General features: G+C 50.0%; 15 protein-coding genes. 7 read left to right on the plus strand and 8 right to left on the minus strand.

What is annotated here, in order from left to right:
- The first annotated feature begins 30 nt into the window (after window positions 1-30).
- Window positions 31-1,263, plus strand: a complete 1,233-nt coding sequence (locus CWI70_RS09040; RefSeq protein ID WP_126772533.1) for a Zn-dependent hydrolase — start codon at window positions 31-33, stop codon at window positions 1,261-1,263.
- Here the strand turns inward: CWI70_RS09040 and CWI70_RS09045 are convergent.
- The 6 genes from CWI70_RS09045 to CWI70_RS09070 all read right to left on the minus strand — a co-directional run bounded on the left by CWI70_RS09045 (window position 1,260) and on the right by CWI70_RS09070 (window position 9,983).
- On the minus strand, window positions 1,260-1,877 hold the full coding sequence (locus CWI70_RS09045; protein ID WP_241967851.1) for a response regulator: 618 nt from the start codon (window positions 1,875-1,877) through the stop codon (window positions 1,260-1,262). The two genes, CWI70_RS09040 and CWI70_RS09045, sit on opposite strands and share 4 nt — an antisense overlap.
- Window positions 1,874-2,629: a sensor histidine kinase gene (locus tag CWI70_RS09050; RefSeq protein ID WP_126772535.1), complete on the minus strand. Its 756-nt coding sequence runs from the start codon at window positions 2,627-2,629 to the stop codon at window positions 1,874-1,876. The genes CWI70_RS09045 and CWI70_RS09050 overlap by 4 nt, the downstream gene beginning before the upstream one ends.
- Window positions 2,583-5,588 carry a protein kinase domain-containing protein gene (locus tag CWI70_RS09055; protein WP_126772538.1) on the minus strand — a complete coding sequence of 1,002 codons (3,006 nt, stop codon included), beginning with the start codon at window positions 5,586-5,588 and terminating at the stop codon, window positions 2,583-2,585. Before CWI70_RS09055 ends, CWI70_RS09050 begins: the two co-directional genes overlap by 47 nt.
- 77 nt (window positions 5,589-5,665) lie before the next feature.
- Window positions 5,666-6,517: an FHA domain-containing protein gene (locus CWI70_RS09060; RefSeq protein WP_126772541.1), complete on the minus strand. Its 852-nt coding sequence runs from the start codon at window positions 6,515-6,517 to the stop codon at window positions 5,666-5,668.
- A 5-nt stretch (window positions 6,518-6,522) separates the two neighbouring features.
- A complete protein-coding gene (locus CWI70_RS09065) occupies window positions 6,523-7,368 on the minus strand; it encodes a DUF6689 family protein (protein WP_126772544.1) in 846 nt (281 codons plus the stop codon).
- A 137-nt stretch (window positions 7,369-7,505) separates the two neighbouring features.
- Window positions 7,506-9,983, minus strand: coding sequence for a S8 family peptidase (locus CWI70_RS09070; protein ID WP_126772547.1), 2,478 nt, complete (start codon window positions 9,981-9,983; stop codon window positions 7,506-7,508).
- 220 nt (window positions 9,984-10,203) lie between these two features.
- Here CWI70_RS09070 and ccoG point away from each other — a divergent pair, with 220 nt between their 5' ends.
- From ccoG to CWI70_RS09085, 3 genes are read left to right on the plus strand one after another with little or no spacing between them, the layout of a single operon-like run.
- On the plus strand, window positions 10,204-11,619 hold the full coding sequence (gene ccoG / locus CWI70_RS09075) for a cytochrome c oxidase accessory protein CcoG (protein WP_126772549.1): 1,416 nt from the start codon (window positions 10,204-10,206) through the stop codon (window positions 11,617-11,619).
- The gene (locus CWI70_RS09080; RefSeq protein ID WP_241967852.1) at window positions 11,612-12,640 is read left to right on the plus strand and encodes a serine/threonine protein kinase; all 1,029 of its coding nucleotides are present in this window, start codon (window positions 11,612-11,614) and stop codon (window positions 12,638-12,640) included. The genes ccoG and CWI70_RS09080 overlap by 8 nt, the downstream gene beginning before the upstream one ends.
- A gap of 36 nt (window positions 12,641-12,676) precedes the next feature.
- Window positions 12,677-13,282: a thiol:disulfide interchange protein DsbA/DsbL gene (locus tag CWI70_RS09085; protein WP_126772552.1), complete on the plus strand. Its 606-nt coding sequence runs from the start codon at window positions 12,677-12,679 to the stop codon at window positions 13,280-13,282.
- On the opposite strand, the gene CWI70_RS09090 is transcribed toward CWI70_RS09085, so the two are convergent.
- Window positions 13,248-14,162 carry an acyltransferase gene (locus CWI70_RS09090; RefSeq protein WP_126772555.1) on the minus strand — a complete coding sequence of 305 codons (915 nt, stop codon included), beginning with the start codon at window positions 14,160-14,162 and terminating at the stop codon, window positions 13,248-13,250. The genes CWI70_RS09085 and CWI70_RS09090 overlap by 35 nt on opposite strands.
- Before the next feature lie 158 nt (window positions 14,163-14,320).
- Here CWI70_RS09090 and CWI70_RS09095 point away from each other — a divergent pair, with 158 nt between their 5' ends.
- From CWI70_RS09095 to CWI70_RS09105, 3 genes are read left to right on the plus strand one after another with little or no spacing between them, the layout of a single operon-like run.
- Window positions 14,321-14,962 (plus strand): hypothetical protein, encoded by a 642-nt coding sequence (locus CWI70_RS09095; protein ID WP_126772558.1) that lies wholly within the window; start codon window positions 14,321-14,323, stop codon window positions 14,960-14,962.
- Window positions 14,959-16,440: a Y-family DNA polymerase gene (locus CWI70_RS09100; protein ID WP_126772561.1), complete on the plus strand. Its 1,482-nt coding sequence runs from the start codon at window positions 14,959-14,961 to the stop codon at window positions 16,438-16,440. Before CWI70_RS09095 ends, CWI70_RS09100 begins: the two co-directional genes overlap by 4 nt.
- Window positions 16,424-19,549: an error-prone DNA polymerase gene (locus CWI70_RS09105; protein ID WP_126772563.1), complete on the plus strand. Its 3,126-nt coding sequence runs from the start codon at window positions 16,424-16,426 to the stop codon at window positions 19,547-19,549. The genes CWI70_RS09100 and CWI70_RS09105 overlap by 17 nt, the downstream gene beginning before the upstream one ends.
- Here CWI70_RS09105 and CWI70_RS09110 read toward each other — a convergent pair.
- Window positions 19,546-20,094: a gamma carbonic anhydrase family protein gene (locus tag CWI70_RS09110; RefSeq protein ID WP_126772566.1), complete on the minus strand. Its 549-nt coding sequence runs from the start codon at window positions 20,092-20,094 to the stop codon at window positions 19,546-19,548. The two genes, CWI70_RS09105 and CWI70_RS09110, sit on opposite strands and share 4 nt — an antisense overlap.
- Window positions 20,095-20,631 lie beyond the last annotated feature (537 nt).

Consider the following 20,631-nt stretch of genomic DNA (forward strand, 5'->3'; position numbering starts at 1 on the left):
AACAGCAAACATCGAGTTTCAAGGAGTACTATGCAGATTAATTGCGAACGTCTGAAAGCTAACCTCATCGAACTCTCCAAAATTGGCTACAACGAAGAAGATCGCGGCATCTATCGGCCGGGTTATAGCGATGCCGATATGGAAAGCCGGCGCTGGCTGCAAGAAAAAGCCAAAGCAGCCGGTTATGAAACCTATATGGACGGCGCGGGCAATGTGTTCTTCGGCCGTGGGGAACTCAATAAGCCAGCAGTATTGATGGGCTCACACATTGATTCGGTGCCTGCGGGCGGTATTTTCGACGGCTCACTTGGCGTTTTAGCTGCGCTAGAAGTCATGCAGACCCTGGATGAAAACCAAGTGGTGACCGAAACACCAGTTTGGGGTGTAGCCACCGCAGAAGAAGAAGGGCGTTTCGGTGGCATGCTTGGCGCCCAAGCGATTTCTGGCAAGCTCAACCCTGACTGGATTATGTCTGCGCATGACGCTGACGGTGTGTATTTAAAAGATGCCATGGCTGCGCAAGGCTTAAATGCGATGGATGCACTCGATGCAGCATGGCGGCCCGAACAACTTAAAGCTTATCTTGAACTACACATTGAACAGGGCCCAGTTTTATTCCAAGAAAATCTGCAAATTGGTGTCGTTGAAGGTATTTCCGGCGTGTTTAAGTGGATTGTCCACTTAAAAGGCAAGGCCGACCACGCTGGCACAGCACCCATGGATATGCGCAGCGATGCTTTTATGGGACTTGCCGACTTTGCTCACGAAATTGAGCGTATCATCGCCGAAAACGGTACCGACAAAACGCGTATCACTGTGGGTAAAGTCGAGCTGAAACCAGGTTATCCACATACGGTGGCAGGCGAAGCTATTTTTACCATTGTCGGTCGCGACATGGACGAAGAGGTTATGAAAGAAGTCGCCAACGCTTGTCGTAAAGCTCTGTCGGCGATTGCTCGCAAACATCGACTGATGTTCGAATACGAACAATCCAGCTGGTTAGCCCCTAAACCCTGCTCGGCAAAACTTACCGATCTCATTGAAGAGCAAGTCAAAGCGCTCGATTACAGTTATTTGCGAATGCCCAGTGGTGCCGGTCACGACACGCAGTTTTTGTCCGAAATCACCGACGCAGGCCTGATTTTTATCCCTTCAGTCAATGGCGTGAGTCATGCTCCCGATGAGTGGTCGCATTGGCATGACATTGAAGCGGGTACCAATGTATTGTTGCATTCGGTCTTAGCTAACTTAGCCGAGAACTAAGACTCTAAAAGGCCGTGTTTGGCCGCAAAATGAATGAGCTCAACGGTGGTGTTTACGTTGAGCTTTTTGAACAACTTACCACGGTGATTCTCGGCGGTTTTCGCAGACATCGCCAACAAGTTCGCAATTTCCTTATTGGAACGACCAGCAACAACAAGAAAAAACACTTCGCGTTCGCGCCGTGTTAACGCTGCAAGCGGCTGGTGTAACTCCGCACCTGCAGCGTTTTCAGTTAGCGGAAAGCTTGTCTTGCCGTTAAGGACGGTTTGAATAGTTTCGAGGAGGGTTGTTGTTGGTGCGTCCTTAAATACGTAACCTACCGCTCCAGCATGACGAATTGCGTCGATGTACTCGGGCTCGTTGTGCATGCTCAGGGCAATCACCTTACTCTTTGGACGGTGATGCAGAATTTTTTCCAAAGCGACGAAGCCGTTCATTTTGGGCATGGAAATATCCATAAGGATAACGTCAGCATCGTGGCGCAAGGCCGCGCTCACCAACGCGACGCCATCATCACATTCGGCGAGGATGTCGAATTGCCCAGTCGCTTGAAGGGTTGTGGCGATTGCTTGGCGCACCATTACATGGTCGTCGGCAAGTATGAGTCGTATCACGGCGCCTCCTCAACAGTTACGTTTTGGTAGGGAAGCTGGACTTGAATTTCACAGCCTTTGCCCGGCGCCGTGGTCAGTTTGAGCATTGCATCGAACGCTTGTGTGCGATCGTGAATGCTTTGTAGCCCGACACCGTAAGCCGTTTGAGCTGCGTCAAACCCTTGACCATTGTCCCGCAAAAGTAGCAATAATGCGGTTTCAGATTGACTGAAAAAGACCTCAAATTGCGAAGCTTTTGCATACTTGACGGTATTCACCATTGCTTCTTGGAGTATACGAAAGAAAAACAACTCCACATCACTCTCGAGTTGATGTGTAACATTATAGTCAAGCTGTAAATGGACTCCCGCAGGCGCGAGGAGTTGGCGGCCAAGCCATTGAATACCGGCCTGTAAGCCAAGGTCGTGAACCAAGGTCGGATGCAGTAGTCGCGAAAGTGTGCGAGTGCTCTCAATAGCATGTTTAACATGCTGATAGATGGTCGTAAGGCGTTCGTCAGTAGCAGACAACTGCGAGAGTTGGGTGGCGATGCCGGTAAGTTGTTGTCCCAAATCGTCGTGTAACTCGCGGGCTAGCCGCGCACGCTCATGCTCCTGTTGCAGCCATAAACGCTTCGCCAGTTGTTGCAACTGTGCTTGCTCAGCGTCGAGTCGGTGCTGCAGTGATTTTTGTTGTTCCCGCAGCTCCTCAATCGCCGCCAGTAGCTCACTGGAGGTTAAATTGTTCTGTATAGGCTTTTCGTTGGCTGTCATTCATGTTTTCTAGTAGTTGTTCGAGAGCTTCCTGCGCCAAAGTTTCCGTAGATGGATTAGATAGTACTTGAAGTAGTTCAAAATTGCGCCAGTAGCTAGGGAAACTTCTTATTTTATTCAATAAGATCTGATGTGACTCAGTGTCGCCACGTGCCGCTAAGGTAATAAAGTACGCATCATACATGGTTTCATTAAGGATCGTTTCGAGTCGTGCCCAAGTCGCTTGGTTTTTCGAAAACTCGAAGTTGTAGATAAGTTCCGAGAGGATTTTCATTTCTAACAGGCGTGATAGGTTCGTCTGTAGAACTCGCTCGGCAAACTGTTGCGGTGACATCTGCAACTCACCATTCATTAGTTGCAGCCAGTCAAAGGCAAGTTGCTGCTCATGGTTAAAATGCTCTTGGTGCTGTCGCAAGGTGGCTAAAATCTCGCTACTCAAACCAGTTTGGTTAAGGTGTAAGGCAATCTCGGCCTGCCACAACAAACTTTCGGTAAGCCCCCTTTGGTCACTCAGTTGTTCAGCTATCTTAACCGAAGCGTCGGCGGCTTCTGCCGCCGCTTGCATGCGGCCTAAGGCAAAATTCAATCGGCTGACTTGTAGTTGTGTGTTCGATTGCGCATCAGGGCTCTTGTCGGTGGTGCTGATGAGTTCAGCGAGTAGGTGTTCCGCTTGTTTGAACTGCCCCTGCAAGATCAGTAAGTGCGCGAGGCTTATTTGTATACTATGTAGGGTTGCTGTTTCATCAATTGCCCGAGCGATGTCGAGCGCTTGTCGCCAGTAAACTTCAGCTAAGCTGAATTCGCCGAGTAGGAAGTTGATAAAGGCGACATTATTGATACTTTGACTGCGTGCGTAGTCATCGCCCGAGCGCAACCGCAAATCGAGAGCGCGTTTATAATGCTTCAACGCTTGTTGGTAAAGCCCCTGCTCTTCAAATAATAATCCTCGCTCGTTCTCAATGTGTGCAACAGCGAGTTCATCTCCGGTCTGCAATCCTAGATCGCGTGCTTCTCGCAGAGCTTCTTCGGCAGCGGCGTAATCGCCAAGTATAGCGGCTGTGGTGGCGATATTACTGAGCGTGGTAATTCGTTCAACCGGTTGGTTGTCGGCAGTTCGAAATGGCAAGGCCATTTCAAAATAATCGCGCGCCTGCTCAACTTCGGCCAAGCGCAGGTAGGCGACCCCAAAAGCATTCAGCACGAGTCCCTGTCCTTGTTGGTTTTCTTGCTGCCGAAAACCGAGTAAAGCTTGGGTCAGTTCTTGCGAAATGGCCTCTTTCATTTCGCCCTGAATGATTTTTAACTTAGCAAGCTCAAACCACCACATGGGTTGCATAGGGTCGAGTGCTAGGGCTTGTCGGTAGAACGTTCTTGCGGCTTGCAAATCTCCTAGCGCAGTGGCCACCTGTGCACGTTGTTCAAGCACATCCGCACGATCTGGGTAATTGGCAATAACGCCGTCCAGCACTTGCGCTGCAAGGGTATAATTTTGTTCCGACATGGCGAGTTGTGCGCGTGCCTGCTGACGCCAGAAATCGCCTACTTCAGGCGTTTCGATCATGGTTTTCAAGATCCCTTGCGCGCGTTCTGTATCGCCAACATTTTGGGCGTTTTGCAGTTGTTCAAGGTAGTCAGCTACTTTGTCGTTAAGTGTAAGCTCTGCGGAGCTTTGCCCTGCTCCTAACTGCGCACTCACTTGCGTCGCCACCTGCTGGGCAAGTTGTCGAGGTGTTTCTTGGCTAAGTAGAAAGGTTTCGTTGAGCAGTACTTCTTCGCCCGGGAAACGCAACAACAAGGCTAACAAATGCGGTTGCTCGGCAATGATTTGCTGGTTGAGTACCAACACATATTGCGCATCGGTGAGCTCAGCAAGACGTGTACGCTCGCGCGCTGAATCGAGTACGCGAATACCGAGTTGTTTGGTGAGCTCGGCCACTGCATTAGGCTCAACTGAATAGATTTGTGGTTCGGTTTGTAGCATCAAATGGGTTAACTGTGCGATGGCAATGGTAGGGTCATCGCTCGCTATCGCTAGCGTAAAAACTTGCTTTTCAGAGGATGCGTTCGACTCATTTTGTGCGGGCTGGAAAAACCATAGCATCGCAAACACAAGTATCATGATGGCAATGACACTAAGCGTCAGCGCGTGATGGCGCTGCTGCGGCGCCAAGGCCGAGGTACAGCTGGCGAGTGACGGGCGCTGCTCTGGCTCGTCGGCTTGAAGGTTTTCGGCAAGTTTGCGCAATCGACTGTGCTTCAGCTCTACACTTGCCCATGATTTCTGTTCGCCGGCCTGGAGTAGCGCGGCGAGGACCTTGCCAAGGGCATAGCGATCGCTGGCGTGGGTTGCGCGGTGTGATTGAGCGAGTTCTGGGGCGGTATAGCCGGCACTGAAATGAGTTGTCGGCGATTGATGGTCTTGTCTACCAATGCCAAAGTCGACCACAATCAAGTCACCTTGGTCATTCACAATACAGTTGGCGGGCTTAATATCACCGTGAATAATGCCGGTTTCATGGCAGGCTTGCAAAGCACTAAGAAGTTGCCGAAACCAGTGAATAACGTCTTTTGCGTGGATGCTACTGTCAATGACATCGGTAAGCGGCGTGCCGGTGATCAGCGACATAGTGAAGAACACATAGTTCTCGGTCACATAAAATTCGTGTACGCGGACAACATTGGGATGGTTGATTTGCCGCGTGAGCAAGACTTCATTGCGCAAGTGTTCGATAGCATCGGTCGAAAGGTGTTCGTTGGTGACCAAGAGTTTTAACGCACACGGTTGCTCGAGGACAGTATCGAAGACCTCGTAGACGCGTGCTTGTCCACCATGCCCCAATAGCCGCACGACACGAAAACGCTCAGCAAGCATGGTTCCAGGTGCTAGCAGCGCTAGATCAGTTGGGCGTGTAGGTTCAGCATGCCATGGCTGTGTTGATGAATCGTTTACATCTGTCATCGAATATCACTGGTTGTTGTTGAAACGCTACAGCCTCAACTTAACACAGTTCGGAGAAGTGGCGAATGAATTATAGTTTAGACGGCCAGTGATGTTGCCGCAGCGGCCAATACATCTAATTGCTGATCAAGGCTTTTGAGCTGTAGTTGAAACGCCAGCATAGATGAAAAATTATCAATTAAATCAATATCGTGATCGGTAAAATAATGCTGATCTTCAAGGCTGTCAGCATAAATCACCGCAATGACTTTACCTTCCACCTCAATGGGGTACGCAAAAGCTGCCTTAATCTGCGCTTTTTGCACACTTGCGCGGTGTTTGAGCTGCTCATGTAAAAGTGCATTGTTGACAACGTAGGGGCGCCTATTTTTCACTGCGGCATTGATCAATGTTGTCGTTCCGTCAAAGTCACTGGTTTTCATCCAGCCGGGAAAGTCGCTAGCTAAGGTGGCTTCGTGGGTAGCGTTAAATAAAAGTACCGCACAGCGGTCGCTGCCAAGAATTTGTGCCAAGTTAAACTGCAAGGCGGGCAACAAGGCGGCGACGTCATGCTGGTTTCGCCAACGGGTATTGAAGGCGCGGAGCTGCTGTTGGCCCCAGATTCTGCGGTTAAGGTTTACTGTCAGCTCCTGTGCGTTTTTTGCTTGCAGCACACAGGTCACAGACCCCAATTGAAAAACTAAACGTTGTTCCAAGGCAAGTTTGCTATGGCGCTTGCCGAGGAAGTTTAAGCCATTGGTGCTCTGTAAATCTTGAATGCGCCACTGGCCATCATGAAAAGTCATGACACAGTGGCGTCTGGATACTGTCGGGTGTTCGATAACGATGTCGCACTCCGGATCACGGCCAACAACGTAAGATTTGGCCTCGAATAAGGAAATTCGAGGCGCAAAACGGTTTTGGTAGACGCAATCAAAGAGTGCAGGCATTGGCGCTACCTAATTCTCAAACTATAGCGCAGCGTATTCGCCATACTAAGAATACGACCGCGGATATTCTCTAGGTCGCCAGCTGAACGCCAAACATCAGGATAAAGTGTACCGTCGTCTGCGCGCATTAACTGGATAAGAGCATTGGTCGCCTGTTGTGCTTGTTGATAATTACCACTTGCAAGGGCGACTTCGATGCTGGCAATAGCATCACTCAAAGTTTGACTTGCTATCGCTGTAAGCGAGTGCGATACGGAGTCAACGTAGTCAGCTAATCGATTGACCTTGGTAGAAATGACGGTATTGATATCACGTAGGTCGGCGACGATGATGAAATCTGAAAATTGACCGCCATTCGTTCTCACGCGGTAACTGCCTGAACCTGTCATCGTAGTGATGTCCTCAAACTCACCATTGTTGTGTGAATGAAACATCCGTAACGGTGAGCCTGCGGTGTAATGGAGCGATTTGGTGTACAGCTCAATTTCATATGCACCGCTAAATGAAAAGCCTTTCGCTGGATCTGGTTCAATCGAAATCAGTACGGGAAAAGCCGATGGAATTCCTGTCAGCAACGAGTCCGGTAAGCGATTCAGGATGGTAAGATCGTTGAGGTCGATCAGCTGCGCATTCACCGTGAAGTTCTGCGCTGTGAGGCCGACGGCGTTCTCAAATGTGATGGTGAGATCAAAGCCGATAAGCTCGGTGAGCTGAACCGAGGTCTCTACTTTATTGCTCTGTGGTTGAATCGTTAAGTCCAACACTTCCGCGCGGCTAGTCATCGAGGAACATGCGAAAAATAGCGCCGCAACCACGCCAAAGACTGTTTTGATGGAGCTAGTAGGTAACATACAAATACCCTCGTATGAGTTACATTTTGTTACATTTGCCCTTTAAACTTACTCTCTTCTGGCGAAAAAGTCATTACTTTTGGCAAAAGAGAAGGGGCTCAGATGAGCCCCTCAAAGGGTGGACTCCTTGTCCTCGACTACATTCCGTAGTAGTTGCTATACAACCGTCCCATTGTTACCGCGAAACCTGCGCGACTGAGAGTAGTGCTTGGTGCGAAACGCACTTCGAGTTGTGGCTCAAGGTCGAAGGGGCCTTGATTCACGGTAAAGTTCACGTTGAGCAATGAGTAGTTCAGAGCTGTTTGCACGTAGCCTTTCAGATGCGCTGGAATCAGGTGTTGATCAGCTAACACTAGAGTTTGTCCTTGATAGTCGAAGACAATATCCGCGTTGCTGGCAAAAGCTTCTGCTTCTGCTTGCAAGCCTAAGGTTTGCACCAGCGAATAGGCCAAATCGAGCTTATTCACGCTGCCGTTAGGGTCGAAGCTACCGTTTTGTGTGAGCATGACAGGAGCTTGTACCTGATCGCTATCTTTCAGCGCAGCACCGTTCACAGAAACCGCCTCGGCATAAGCGATAGACGTAGCGTTGACATCTTGAATCAGGGGCTGTGACTCATTCAATAAGTCGCGGTACTGACGAATGGCGCCACCCATGACGAGATATTGCGCAAGGTCTTTACGCTTCAGATCTTGATCAGGACGGAACTTGCCATTTCGGAAACCGTCCATCAAGCGCTCAGAAACGGCGAATTCAATAGCGTTTTGCTGCGGATGACCTTCAATGTCATCGACCCCGTCATAGCCGCCACTTAGTTCGAAGCTGACGGTACCAGCAATGACTTCTGGAATGCCTGGACCATTGGTGACATCTAACGGATCCGGGTCAACACCTGACAGCGAAGTTAGGCCGTAAACATAAACCTGCCATGTACCAACCTGTCCCGGAGCAGAAACACGCATGCCGGTTTCGAGCACTGGCAAGGTTAGGTTACCGAAGTACTCGGTGCCATCTGGGGCAACTAACACTAGTTTCGTGGTGTTGGCTAAGGTTTCGGCACTGGCTTTCACCCAAGCGACATCTTCACCCACTTCAAAGCTGAAGGTTTCGGGTTCGCCGACTGGCGCATACAGTACTTCAAAGTTTTCCACGCGGTCACTTGGCGTGATCAGGGCATTAGCATTGAAACTGTTTAAGTTATTTACGGTTTGGGCGTAGTCCATGTCATAGTTGAGTGCTGCAGAGACTGCGGCTTTCGCATTGACATAGCCGGCGCCAACTTCCCATTTTTCGTAACCAGGCATGTTGGTTGCGGTTTCTTGTAGAAGTCGCTTGATCTCTAACAGCGATAACGTTGGGTTGGCCTCCATCATCAACGCAATAATGCCAGCCACATGAGGCGTTGCCATTGAGGTGCCGGAAATCATGGTGTAGAACGGCACGTATTCGGTTTCGATGGCGTCTAAGTCAGCGTCACCACCGTTGGACACCAAGTTAGTGCTGGCGCGCGTTGAAATAATATCGACGCCCGGTGCCACAATAGTAACTTCATTGTTGTAGGTCCACTCACTGCCGTCAGGCATGGTAAATGTACCCGACTCGCTTTTTAATCCACGTGACGAAAAGCCAGCTAGGTTACCAAACTTGTCACCGGCGCCGACCGAGAGGCCCCAAGGAATTTGTGCGTACGGGTTATGGCTGTCTTCACCCGGACCTGAATTACCCGCCGCAAATACCGATAAAATACCTAGCTTGTAGGCTTTGTAAGAAGCGATGCTGACCGGGCTGTCAGGGCTAAATTTACCGCTTGAGCCCCACGAGTTACTCATGATGCGCATCGGTGAGTTAAAGGCATACACATTACTCAGCGCATAATCATAACCACCGACGGCATCGAGAATCGATACACCTGCACCAGAGCCATAACCGACCAGCTCAGCATCGGGGGCGGCCCCCATGTATTTACCATCAGACATCACACCTGAACCGGCAATAGTACCGGCACAGTGTGTACCATGGCCGACATTGAGGTCAGTATTAATTTGGTCTTCCAGCACAAAGCCACCGGTTGGTGCCACCAAGCTAATCGCCTGCGCATGGGTTACTGCTTGCACGTTTTGTACAACAGTGTCGCCGTAAAACAAGTCTTGATGACTGGCGTCGATGCCCGAGTCATTGACCATGATGGTCACGCCTTTACCGGTAAACGTCGTGTTATTGCGCTGCATGAATTCAGTGCTTTGCAATTGCTCAACACCGGTAATTTTGCGTGCGTCGGCATTAAAGTATTCGAGCTCGCGGTTGAGCCAAATTGACCGCACATCATCCTGTTGCGCTAAGGCTTCAATTTGTTGACGCGTTGCGACCACACCAATAATAGGCAGTGTTGAGAATTGCACGCCGTCGGTGAGTCCCAAATTGAGCAGTTGCTGAATCTGAGACTCCGTGACGGGCTCCATTTGGTTATATGTGACGACGGCCATTACGGTGTCAGTCACTGATAAGCTGGGTAACTTCGCTTGCAGCTGTTCGCCGATAACCGCTTCGGCCATTGCTTGACCGGGAGCAGCGGCAAGGGTTAACGCTGCGATCGTCGATAGGGTAAATTTCTTCATGATAACGTTGTCCTGTTCTGCTGGATTTTTGTACACCGTTATCATTGCTGCGATTGTGGCCTGTCTCTATAGGGGAGATCCCCTATCTTGCCTGCAAAGGAATTTCCTTTTTGGCAAGCAAATTGGACGTTTTGATTGATCTGACGCACTGATATTTGTCAATAAATAAGCGTATAATCCCCTTATATCTTGTGGAAATAGCTGAGGGCGGTGTACGGTTATGGAGCAGAAAGTCAAAGTCATGGCGGCGGATAAAGTGAAGATCCAACGCCCCGATCCGAACAAGAAAAACAACGACTACTCGCCGCGCAGCCGGATTTATGTGCGCGACGTGAAAGGTAAGCTCGAATACTTCCGTCGCACCTTTGGCTTTTTACTGTTGTTTGTGTTTGCTGCTATTCCTTGGCTCCAGTGGAATGGCGATCAAGCGGTACTCCTCGACATTGCCAACCAACGCTTCCGTATTTTCGGCATGACGCTGTGGCCGCAAGACCTCACTATTCTCGCATGGATTTCTATTGTTGCTGCGTTCGCCCTTTTCTTTGTTACGACTTTATACGGCCGTGTTTGGTGTGGCTTTATGTGCCCGCAGACCACGTGGACGTTTATTTTCATGTGGATTGAAAAGAAATTTGAAGGTCCACGCAACAAGCAAATCGCATTAGATCGTCGACCTTGGGATGTTGACAAGCTGTGGCGTAAAACCGGTAAGCATGCAGCATGGCTCTTGGTGGCTTTGTTGACTTCAATGACGTTTGTCGGTTATTTCACCGATGTTAGCAACCTATTCGTGAATTTTTGGACGTTTAACGTCGGCTTCTGGGCGATTTTTTCGGTCTTGTTCTTCACGTTTTGTACTTACGGTAACGCGGGCTGGATGCGCGAAATTATGTGTACCCACATGTGCCCTTACGCACGCTTCCAATCGGCGATGTTCGATCAAGACACGGTGACTGTTTCGTATGACCCGAATCGTGGTGAACCGCGCGGGCCGCGTTCGCGTAAAGCCGACCACAAAGAGCAGGGGCTAGGCGACTGCATTGATTGCTACATGTGCGTGCAGGTTTGTCCGACAGGTATCGATATCCGCAATGGTTTGCAATACGAGTGCATCAACTGCGGAGCTTGTGTGGACGCCTGTAACGACGTGATGGATAAAATGAATTACCCGCGTGGGCTGATTCGTTTTACAACTGAACGCAATCTGAAAGGTGGCCGCACGCGCAAAACACGTTTCAAAGCGGTGGGTTACTTTGTGGTGATGGTTGCCATGACGGGCTTGTTGATTTGGGATATTTCAACCCGCAAACCTCTCGAAGTCGATGTCTTGCGTGATCGTAACCAGCTTTATAGCATCAGCATGGAAGGTTGGGTGCAGAACGTTTACACGCTGAAAGTACTGAACAAGTCGCAGCTACCACAGACGTTTACCATCGACGTTGCAGGCTTCGAACGCACCCAGCTAAGCGGCAACACCACAGTCACCATTGATGGCGGCAGTATCGCTACAGTGCCGGTCACGTTGGCGGTGCATCCAGACGATGTGACTCAACGCGTTCACGATATTCGCTTTGTGGTGACCAGTACTGATGGTGAAGTCACCGAGCAACACGAAACGAGCTTCCTTTATGAGTAATCGTGAGGACGACCAGCGCATGGATGCTGGCAGTGATTTTAGCTTTTCAGGTTTGACACCGGACCTTATCGCCAATGCCCTTGCCAGTGTGGGTGTTGATCCTACGTCGGGTCTGCTGGCACTGAATAGCTACGAGAACCGGGTTTACCAATTCATTGCGGACGACCAAAAGCGTTATGTGGCCAAGTTTTATCGGCCAGCACGCTGGAGCAATGAGCAGATTCTCGAAGAACATGCCTTTACCGCAGAGCTCCTTGCCGAGGACGTGCCTGCGGTGGCGCCTTTAGTGCTTGATGGTGCCACCTTGCATAGCTTTGAAGGCTACCGCTTTAGCGTTTTCCCTAGCGTTGGTGGGCGTGCTGTTGAGCCAGGCGATGTCGACCAGCTTGAGCGTATTGGTCGGCAAATTGGCCGTTTACATGCGGTGGCGCGGCAAGGTGAATTTAAACATCGAAAGCGCCTGACTGCTGAAGATCATGTCAGTGCCTCGTTGGTCACGTTGCGACAGACCCCGCTTATCCCCGACAATCTGCAGAGCGCATTCTGGGCCATTGCTGAACCGTTGAGCGACTTATTGCTTGAGACCGATTTCAGCGGTTTTGATCAACAACGTTTGCATGGCGACTGCCATATTGGCAATATGCTGTTGCGTGATGACTTGCTGACCTTTGTTGATTTTGATGACGCCATGACGGGCCCTGCGGTCCAAGATCTTTGGATGATGTTAGCGGGTGATGATCGTCAGCAACGCTGGCAACAGCTTGATGCGTTGGTGAGCGGCTACGAAGAATTTTGTGATTTTGATGAGCGTGAAACGCAATTGATTGAACCCTTACGCGGTTTTCGCATCATACACTACATGGCGTGGCTGGCGCGGCGCTGGGAAGACGCAGCGTTTCAACGCGCATTTCCGTGGTTTGCTGAGCAACGCTACTGGGAACAACAAGTGTTGGCACTCAAAGAACAGTATGCTGCGTTGCAAGAAGCGCCGTTGGAATTGCGCCCGAATTTTAATTTTTAAGTTAAGTAACTATTAGTAACTACAGGAAATAACCAAATGAAGAAGTTGTTGTTTGCCGTTTTGGCCTTGATGCTGTTCCCTGCCGCTGCGCAGCAATTTGAAGAAGGCGTACACTACGAAGTGATCGCTGAACAGGGTACTGAAGAGCCAATCATTACTGAATATTTCTCGTTTTTCTGTGGCGCTTGCTATCGCTTTGAGCCGATCGCTCAAGCTATGGCAGAGAAGTACCCCCAAGCGTTTGAAAAGTCGCATGTATCGTTCATCAACTATAAAGGTCAAGGGATGATGATGAACCAAGCGTGGGCGTTAGCGCAGCGACTCGATAAAGAGAAAGAAATTTCGGCAGCGATCTTTCAGCGTAACTTTGCGCAAGGCAATATGATTGGCAGCAAAGAAGACTTTGAAGCTATTTTTGCCACCAACGGTGTTGAGAAAGCCGACTTCAACAAGATGATTAATAGCTTTGGTGTACGCGGTATGGCGAACAAGATGGATCGTGAAGCGTCCAACTACGGTGTGAACTCAACACCAACCTTTATCGTCAACGGCAAGTATAAGTTGATTCCGCAAGGTTTCAGCGAAAGCCAGAATTTTGCCGACGACTTTATTGCTGCGGCGGGTTATCTGCTCGAGAAGTAAGCTCCTCAATTACCTCATCTTTATGCTTCCAGCGTTGGTTTAACCAGCGCTGGAAAGTGTCTTTAAAGTCCCCATCGTTAAAGTAATCACCAATAAGTTCTGGCTGCATTGGAATGGTTTCGACATTCACATAAATATCGCGTAGCTGGCCGCTAAGCAACAACCACACGGCTGGACGTTTGCTCGACGGATAGACAATGGTGATGTCCAAGATTGCATCGAATTGCTCGCCCATGGTTTGTAGAGTAAATGCTGTGCCACCTGCTTTCGGTGGTAATAGATGCTTGAACGTGCTTTTTTTGCGCTTATGCTTTTCAGGTGTGAAGCGCGTGCCCTCACAAAAATTAATCACGGTGGTGGGAATATGCCGGAACTTAGCACACTTCTTTTGCGTCGTGGCAATGTCACGCCCTTTCAAATGCGGCTTGCGAGCAATTTTTTCGCGGCTATAACGCTTCATGAACGGCATATCGAGCGTCCAGCAGCCAAGTCCAATAATCGGTACCCAAAACAATTGCTGTTTTAAGAAAAACCGTGGCATCGGCATATTGCGCGATGCTAAGTGCATGAGTACCAAAATATCTACCCAACTTAAGTGATTGCATAAAATCATGTACCAACGGTCGCGATGTAACTGCGCATCACCCTGAATATGCCAGTGCATCGGTTGGGTGAGGCGGAACATCATTGACATAGCGTAACCCCATAGGCGAAAGAGGCCATTGGCAAAGGTCGATAAACCGCGCTGAATGACTGGAATGGGGAGCAGCAGCTTAGGTAATCCGACCAAGATCACTAAAAGGCCGATAATCGCAGTGGCAAGCGCACCAAAAGTGAAGTTAATGATGACGCGAAAAGGCGCTAATAATAGCGTAAGCATAAGAGATCCCGACCAGCCAAGTATCATCTCATCATACGGAAATTGCGGGGTAAAGCTCAACTTTAATTCGGTCTGAAAGAGCCATCTATGCACTTGCCAGTGGCGAAGAAAACAGCTACAGTTATACTGTATATCTATACAGTAGTTGCGAGGTTGTTATGGCACACCCTTTACAAGATTTAGTGCACAAAGGATGGGTCTGGCAGGGACGTGAAGCCGCTGAACAGTTAGCGCCAGAGCAGTTAGTCAGTAGTGGTTGGGCAGAGCTCGATCGGCGGCTGGGTGGTGGTTGGCTGCGTGGGGCAGTTCATGAAGTACAGGTGCAGCGTGACTTTCAGGGCGAGCTGGCTTTGTTGTTGCCGGTGTTGCTCGCGCAAAACAAGCCTTGCCTATGGTTGAATCCGCCTTGTCAGCCTTATTGGCCTGGTTTGCGTTATCAGCAACTTAAGCAAGCACCATTATGGCTCCACGAAAGTGAACAAAAGCAAGCTTTGTGGGCATTTGAGCAAGCATTGCAGAGCGAAGCGTTAGGCGTGGTGGTGGCGTGGTTTAACACGGTCGATGCCAGCGCTGTACGACGTTTGCAGCAAAGCGCCGCTAAGCACCAGCAACTCGCTTTTGTCATCACGCCATGGCAACAAACCACCGAAGCCCGTGCTTATGTGAATCGCATACAACTCAGTTGGGCGGCTGAACAACTTCAGGTTGCGGTACTCAAGCGGCGTGCCGGTTGGCCTTTGCCCGCTTTTCCTTGCAGTGTAGAGCGCCACTTGCCGGAGCGGCGACGGCTATCAGCATGAGACAAGCCAAACTTTGGTGGTTCTTGCATGTACCGCAGTTGTTGCTTGATGAGCAATTGAGTTTGCAGAGTCAGGAGCAGCAACAGCGGCCACAGGTACTCTGTACTAGTGATGGTCAGCGTCGACGCCAGGTGGTGCAAGTGAATCGTGCAGCAGTCGCAGGAGGTGTACGTGTGGGTATGGCTGAGGTGACAGCAAGTACTTTGTTGCCTGATTTACAGCAACGTGATTACGACGAAGATCGTGAAGTACAAGTGCTTAGACGGTTGGCGCAGTGGCTACATCAAGATATTGCACAGATTGCGCTGTACCCACCGCATGGCTTATTGCTGGCCGTGCATGATCTACAACGTATGTACGGAGGTTATGTTGGGGTACAGCGGCAACTACAACGGCGCTTGCATTGTATTGCTGTGGAGTATGTTGTAGCGGCGGGTTACAGCCCCTTGGTTGCGCAGTTATTGGCACAATCAGGTAAAAACATACTGAGCGCCGATAAGGCGGTTTTACAGCATGAGCTTGGGCAAGTGTCCATAGCGCAAAGCTTATTGCCAGCGCAGCAACAACAACAGTTACAAGAGGTCGGTATTGAGCGACTTGGAGCGTTGTTACACCTTCCTGTTGCTGAATTAGGTGCGCGCTTTGGCCGCAATATGCTCAGTTATATGGCGCAATTAAAAGGTGAATTGTTACCACCGCAGCAATGGTATCACCCGCCATTACGCTTCCGTGAGTGTCTCGATTTATTGACCGAAGTCGCTAGTTGGCAACAGCTTTTGTTTCCGTTACGGCGGCTATTGCAACAATTAGAGGCGTTTTTACAAGTACGGCAACTGAGCGTGACAGAGTTGGCGCTGATTGCACACCACCGTGATAAACGACAGACCTTTGTGCGAGTGGCGTTTGCCCTGCCTCTATGGCGGCAGCGCGACATGTTGCAATTGGTGCAGCTCCAGTTAGAACGGCAGCAGTTAAAGACTCCCGCTTTGGAATTAAGCTTACGTGCGGAAGACTTTAGTGCCCGGGAAGTTCAGCACGGCAGTTGCTTGCCTGCCCAGCAAGATGCCCATACGCAGCGTAACGAGCAACGGCAGTTGCAAGCGTTATTGGGTAAGCTGCAAGCGCGTTTAGGTGAGCAAGCCGTGCAACAAGCACAATGGGTGCAGGACTGGCGACCAGAGCTGGCGCAGCAATGGCAAACGAGTGCCGCAGCGCAAATGAAAACGGCAATATCCGCGCATTTGCCGCGGCCGCTGTGGTTATTGCCTGAAGCCGAGCCGATCAACGTTAGTGACTGGCAATTGCAGTGGGGCCCAGAACGCATTCAAAGCGGTTGGTGGGATGGGCAAAGTATGGTGCGCGATTACTTTATTGCGCTGGATAGGTGGCAACGACAAGGTTGGATCTACCGCACTTGCGTAAGCTACCAGAGCAACGAAAGCAGCGAACAGTGGTATTTGCATGGTTGGTATAGCTAACAGCGGCGAACAGTGGCGCCCGAGCGCTCTTAATTGTGTCACCAACTACAGTTTCTTGTATGGTGCGGCACATCCGCATGAGTATATTCAACGTGCAGTGCAGCTTGACTACCGAGCGTTAGCGATTACTGACGAGTGTTCAGTGGCAGGTGTCGTGCGAGCCTTCATCGCGATGAAAGGTCTAGCTCACCAACTTAAGCTCTTAATTGGCAGTTTCTTTGTCGTGGCTGACGTCGGCACACTCATCGTGTTAGCGCAAAATCGCCAAGGGTACGGTCAACTTTGCCGCTTAATAACCTTAGGCCGTAGCCGCTGCGCCAAAGGTAGTTATCAGGTTGAGATCAGTGATTTTTTACAGGGACTCGACGACTGTTTGCTGCTTTGGCGTCCTCAAGAACAGCGCTTTAGCGAACACTTGAGTAAGCTACGTACGGCTTTTTCGGAGCGCTTATGGTTGGCCTATGCACGGCACTATCAGGCCACGGATGTAAGTGAAGTACGCACATATCAGCATTACCAACGCATCAGTCAGCTCCCAGTCGTTGCCGTTGACGAAGTGCTTTACCCTGAACCTGAGCGGCAGAAATTGCATGATGTGATGACGGCGATTCGTTATCGGCAAACGTTGTCTGAGGGTCGTGCCAACTTACGCCCGAATGCTGAGCATTATTTACGTTCGGCGGCACAGCTAAAACGTTGTTATCCAGAGTCGTGGTTATATGCTACCGATACGATTGTGGTGCGTTGTGATTTTCAATTGAGTGAGCTTAGCTACGAGTACCCTGCCGAACTCGTCCTCGAGGGCATGAGCGCCACAGAGCACCTGCGTCAGCTTGTCTATGCAGGCGCCAAACAGCGCTTTCCAGATGGTTTGCGAAGCGACGTACAGGCAAAGCTAGAGAAAGAACTGAGTCTTATTGCCGAATTAAAGTACGAGTATTTCTTTTTAACGATTCATGACATTGTGCAGTTTGCTCAGCAGCGTGGGATTCTGTATCAAGGCCGTGGTTCTGCCGCCAACTCTGTTGTTTGTTACTGCCTGCAAATCACAGCGGTTAATCCTGACCAAGTCGATGTCTTGTTTGAACGCTTTATTTCGAAAGAGCGTGATGAACCCCCCGACATTGATGTCGACTTTGAGCATCAGCGCCGCGAAGAAGTCATTCAATACATCTATAAGAAGTACGGTCGTGATCGTGCAGCGTTGGCGGCTACGGTGATTCGCTACCGGTTACGCAGTGCCTTTCGGGATGTCGGTAAGGCGCTTGGTTTTAATGAGCAAGAACTCGGGCACTACTTGCGACAAATAGATCGTCGCGACCAAGACACTCCTTGGTATGAGCAATTGGCATTGCTACAAAAAGGTTTACCGCATACCGAGCGCGGACGTTGGTTATTGCAACTTACCGAACAGCTACGAGGCTTTCCGCGGCACTTATCACAGCATGTGGGCGGCTTTGTCATTGCTGCTGGCCCATTAGCCGATTTAGTGCCTATTGAGCGTGCCAGTATGGCTGATCGTACTGTGATTCAATGGGACAAAGACGACTTAGAAACACTAAAGTTGATCAAGGTTGATGTTCTAGCTTTGGGCATGTTGTCGGCCTTGCGACGCATGTTGCAATTGGTTGCCGAGCACTATCAACGGCCGCTGGATTTAGCCAGTATTCCTACCGAAGACCCTAAGGTTTACCAGATGTTGCAATGCGCCGACTCCATAGGCGTATTCCAGATCGAGTCACGCGCACAAATGAATATGTTGCCACGGCTGCGCCCAGCTACCTTTTATGACTTGGTAGTGCAAATCGCCATTGTGCGGCCAGGGCCAATTCAAGGTGACATGGTCCATCCTTATTTACGGCGCCGTGCGGGCGAAGAAGCGGTGACCTATCCGAGTGAAGAGGTACGGCAAGTGACCGAGCGCACTTTGGGCGTACCGATTTTCCAGGAGCAAGTGATCAAGCTGGCTATGGTGGCAGCTGGGTTTAGTGGTGGCGAGGCAGATCAATTACGCCGTGCTATGGCCAACTGGCGTAGTACCGGCGAGCTACAGCAATTCGAACAACGTTTGATTGCGGGTATGCAGGAACGTGGCTATCGACTTGATTTTGCCCAGCGCATTTACCAGCAAATTTGTGGTTTTGGCGAGTACGGCTTTCCAGAGTCACATTCGGCGAGTTTTGCTAACTTAGCTTATGCATCGGCGTGGTTTAAGTACCATTACCCTGCAGCGTTCTATTGTGGTCTTTTGAACAGTTTGCCGATGGGGTTTTATTCGGCGGATCAGCTGATCCAAGATGCGCGCCGTCATGATGTCACCATTTTGCCGGTCGATATTCAAACCAGTACTTGGCACCATCAACTGGTGCCAATGCAAAATGGTATGGCTTTACGGCTAGGTTTTTGTTTAGTTCGCGGGTTGAACGAAACACAAGTGCAAGCTGTGTTGGCGCTCCGCCCTGCAGCAGGCTTTGCTTCATTAAGTGCCTTACGCCGCGCTGGCGCAAGTCCTGCATTATTACAACGATTTGCTGCCGCCGATGCATTGAAGAAAATAACTGGACACCGTTATCAAAGTCAGTGGCAGACGCTTGCCGAGAAAGTTGAACAGTTACCTTTGTTTGTTGATGGCGAAACGAGTGCTTGCCAAGATAGACATGTCTTAGAGCTAACGCCACCTACCGAAGTGAAGAGTTTAGCGGCAGATTATCGGGTGTTGGGCACCTCTATTCGTCGCCACCCTCTCGCATTACTGCGTGAACGTCGGTTGTTAGCTGGTGTGCGCACAGCTGCTGAGCTGGCAGGTTGCCGCCATCAACAAATCGTACAAGTGGCGGGATTGGTTACGTGTCGACAGCGACCAGGCACGGCGGGTGGTGTGACCTTTATTACTTTAGAAGATGAAACGGGTATGGTGAACGTGGTGATATGGCAAGCAACGGCCCGCGCCCAGCGCCAGGAATACCTTACTGCAAGGTTATTAAAAGTTGTGGGGACTGTCGAAATACATGGCGAGGTCATTCACGTTATTGCCGGGCGCTTAGAAGATGGCGCGCCATTGCTGGCGCAACTCGAGATGGAAGGGAAGCGTTCGCGTGACTTTCACTAAACGGAATGTACGTTTAAAGCATACTCATCTTTAAGTTTTACATAGTTGGCAGCAGACGCAGGTAAAAACGCCCTTTCTTCATCGGTAAGCGGACGTGCTTCTTGCACTGGGCTGCCTACATAGAGATAGCCGCTGCGTAGCGTTTTACCTGGCGGCACTAAACTCCCTGCCCCAATAATAACGTCATCTTCTACCACCACACCGTCCATGATCACCGCTGACATACCAATAAGGATACGGGAACCAATCGTACAGCCATGCAGCATCACATGATGACCCACGGTGACATCGTCCCCAATAACTAAAGGATGACCGTCTGGATTACCACTGCTTTTGCGGCTGACATGTAGCACACAATTGTCTTGGATATTGGTACGTGCGCCAATACTTATGTAATTGACGTCCCCCCGCGCGGAAACGAGTGGCCATACACTGCTGTTTTCACCCAGCGTGACGTCGCCGACGATAACCGCACTGCGATCAATATAGACATGTTCCCCAATGGTCGGCTCGATGCCCTGATAACTACGAATATCACCATTCATGGGACCTACTCCTTAAATTGTTAGCTTTTTGATCGAAATTGATACTTCTTAGCCTAGCAGAAACCCTTATAACGCGCGAGTTGAGCTAAAAATACAGCGATCTGCACAACAAACCAGCAGTCAGCAAAAAAACACGCAAAAACTTCAAAAAGGCGCTTGACGTGCGCACTTAAATCTCTAAAATGCGCTCCACGCTTGAGGCAGGCAACGAAGCCGCCAAAAGCAGAAGTTTTCAGTCAGAAAAAATTACGCCGAAAGGCTTGACAGAAAACAAGGGCCATGTAGAATACGCGGCCTCGCTCAACGAAGCGAAACGTTCTTTAACAATATATCAAGCCAAGCAAACTGTGTGGGCACTTACCGGATTCAGGCAGAGAAAAGCATCTTCGGATGCGACAAGTACCTTAGATGGTACACCTGACTGATTGAACGAAGTGCTTAACAAAATAAAGCTTAAGTCATGAAATTCAATGGGTCGATTAAACTTTTAAACTGAAGAGTTTGATCATGGCTCAGATTGAACGCTGGCGGCAGGCC

This window comes from Pseudidiomarina homiensis, assembly GCF_003987225.1.
Classification (GTDB): domain Bacteria; phylum Pseudomonadota; class Gammaproteobacteria; order Enterobacterales; family Alteromonadaceae; genus Pseudidiomarina; species Pseudidiomarina homiensis.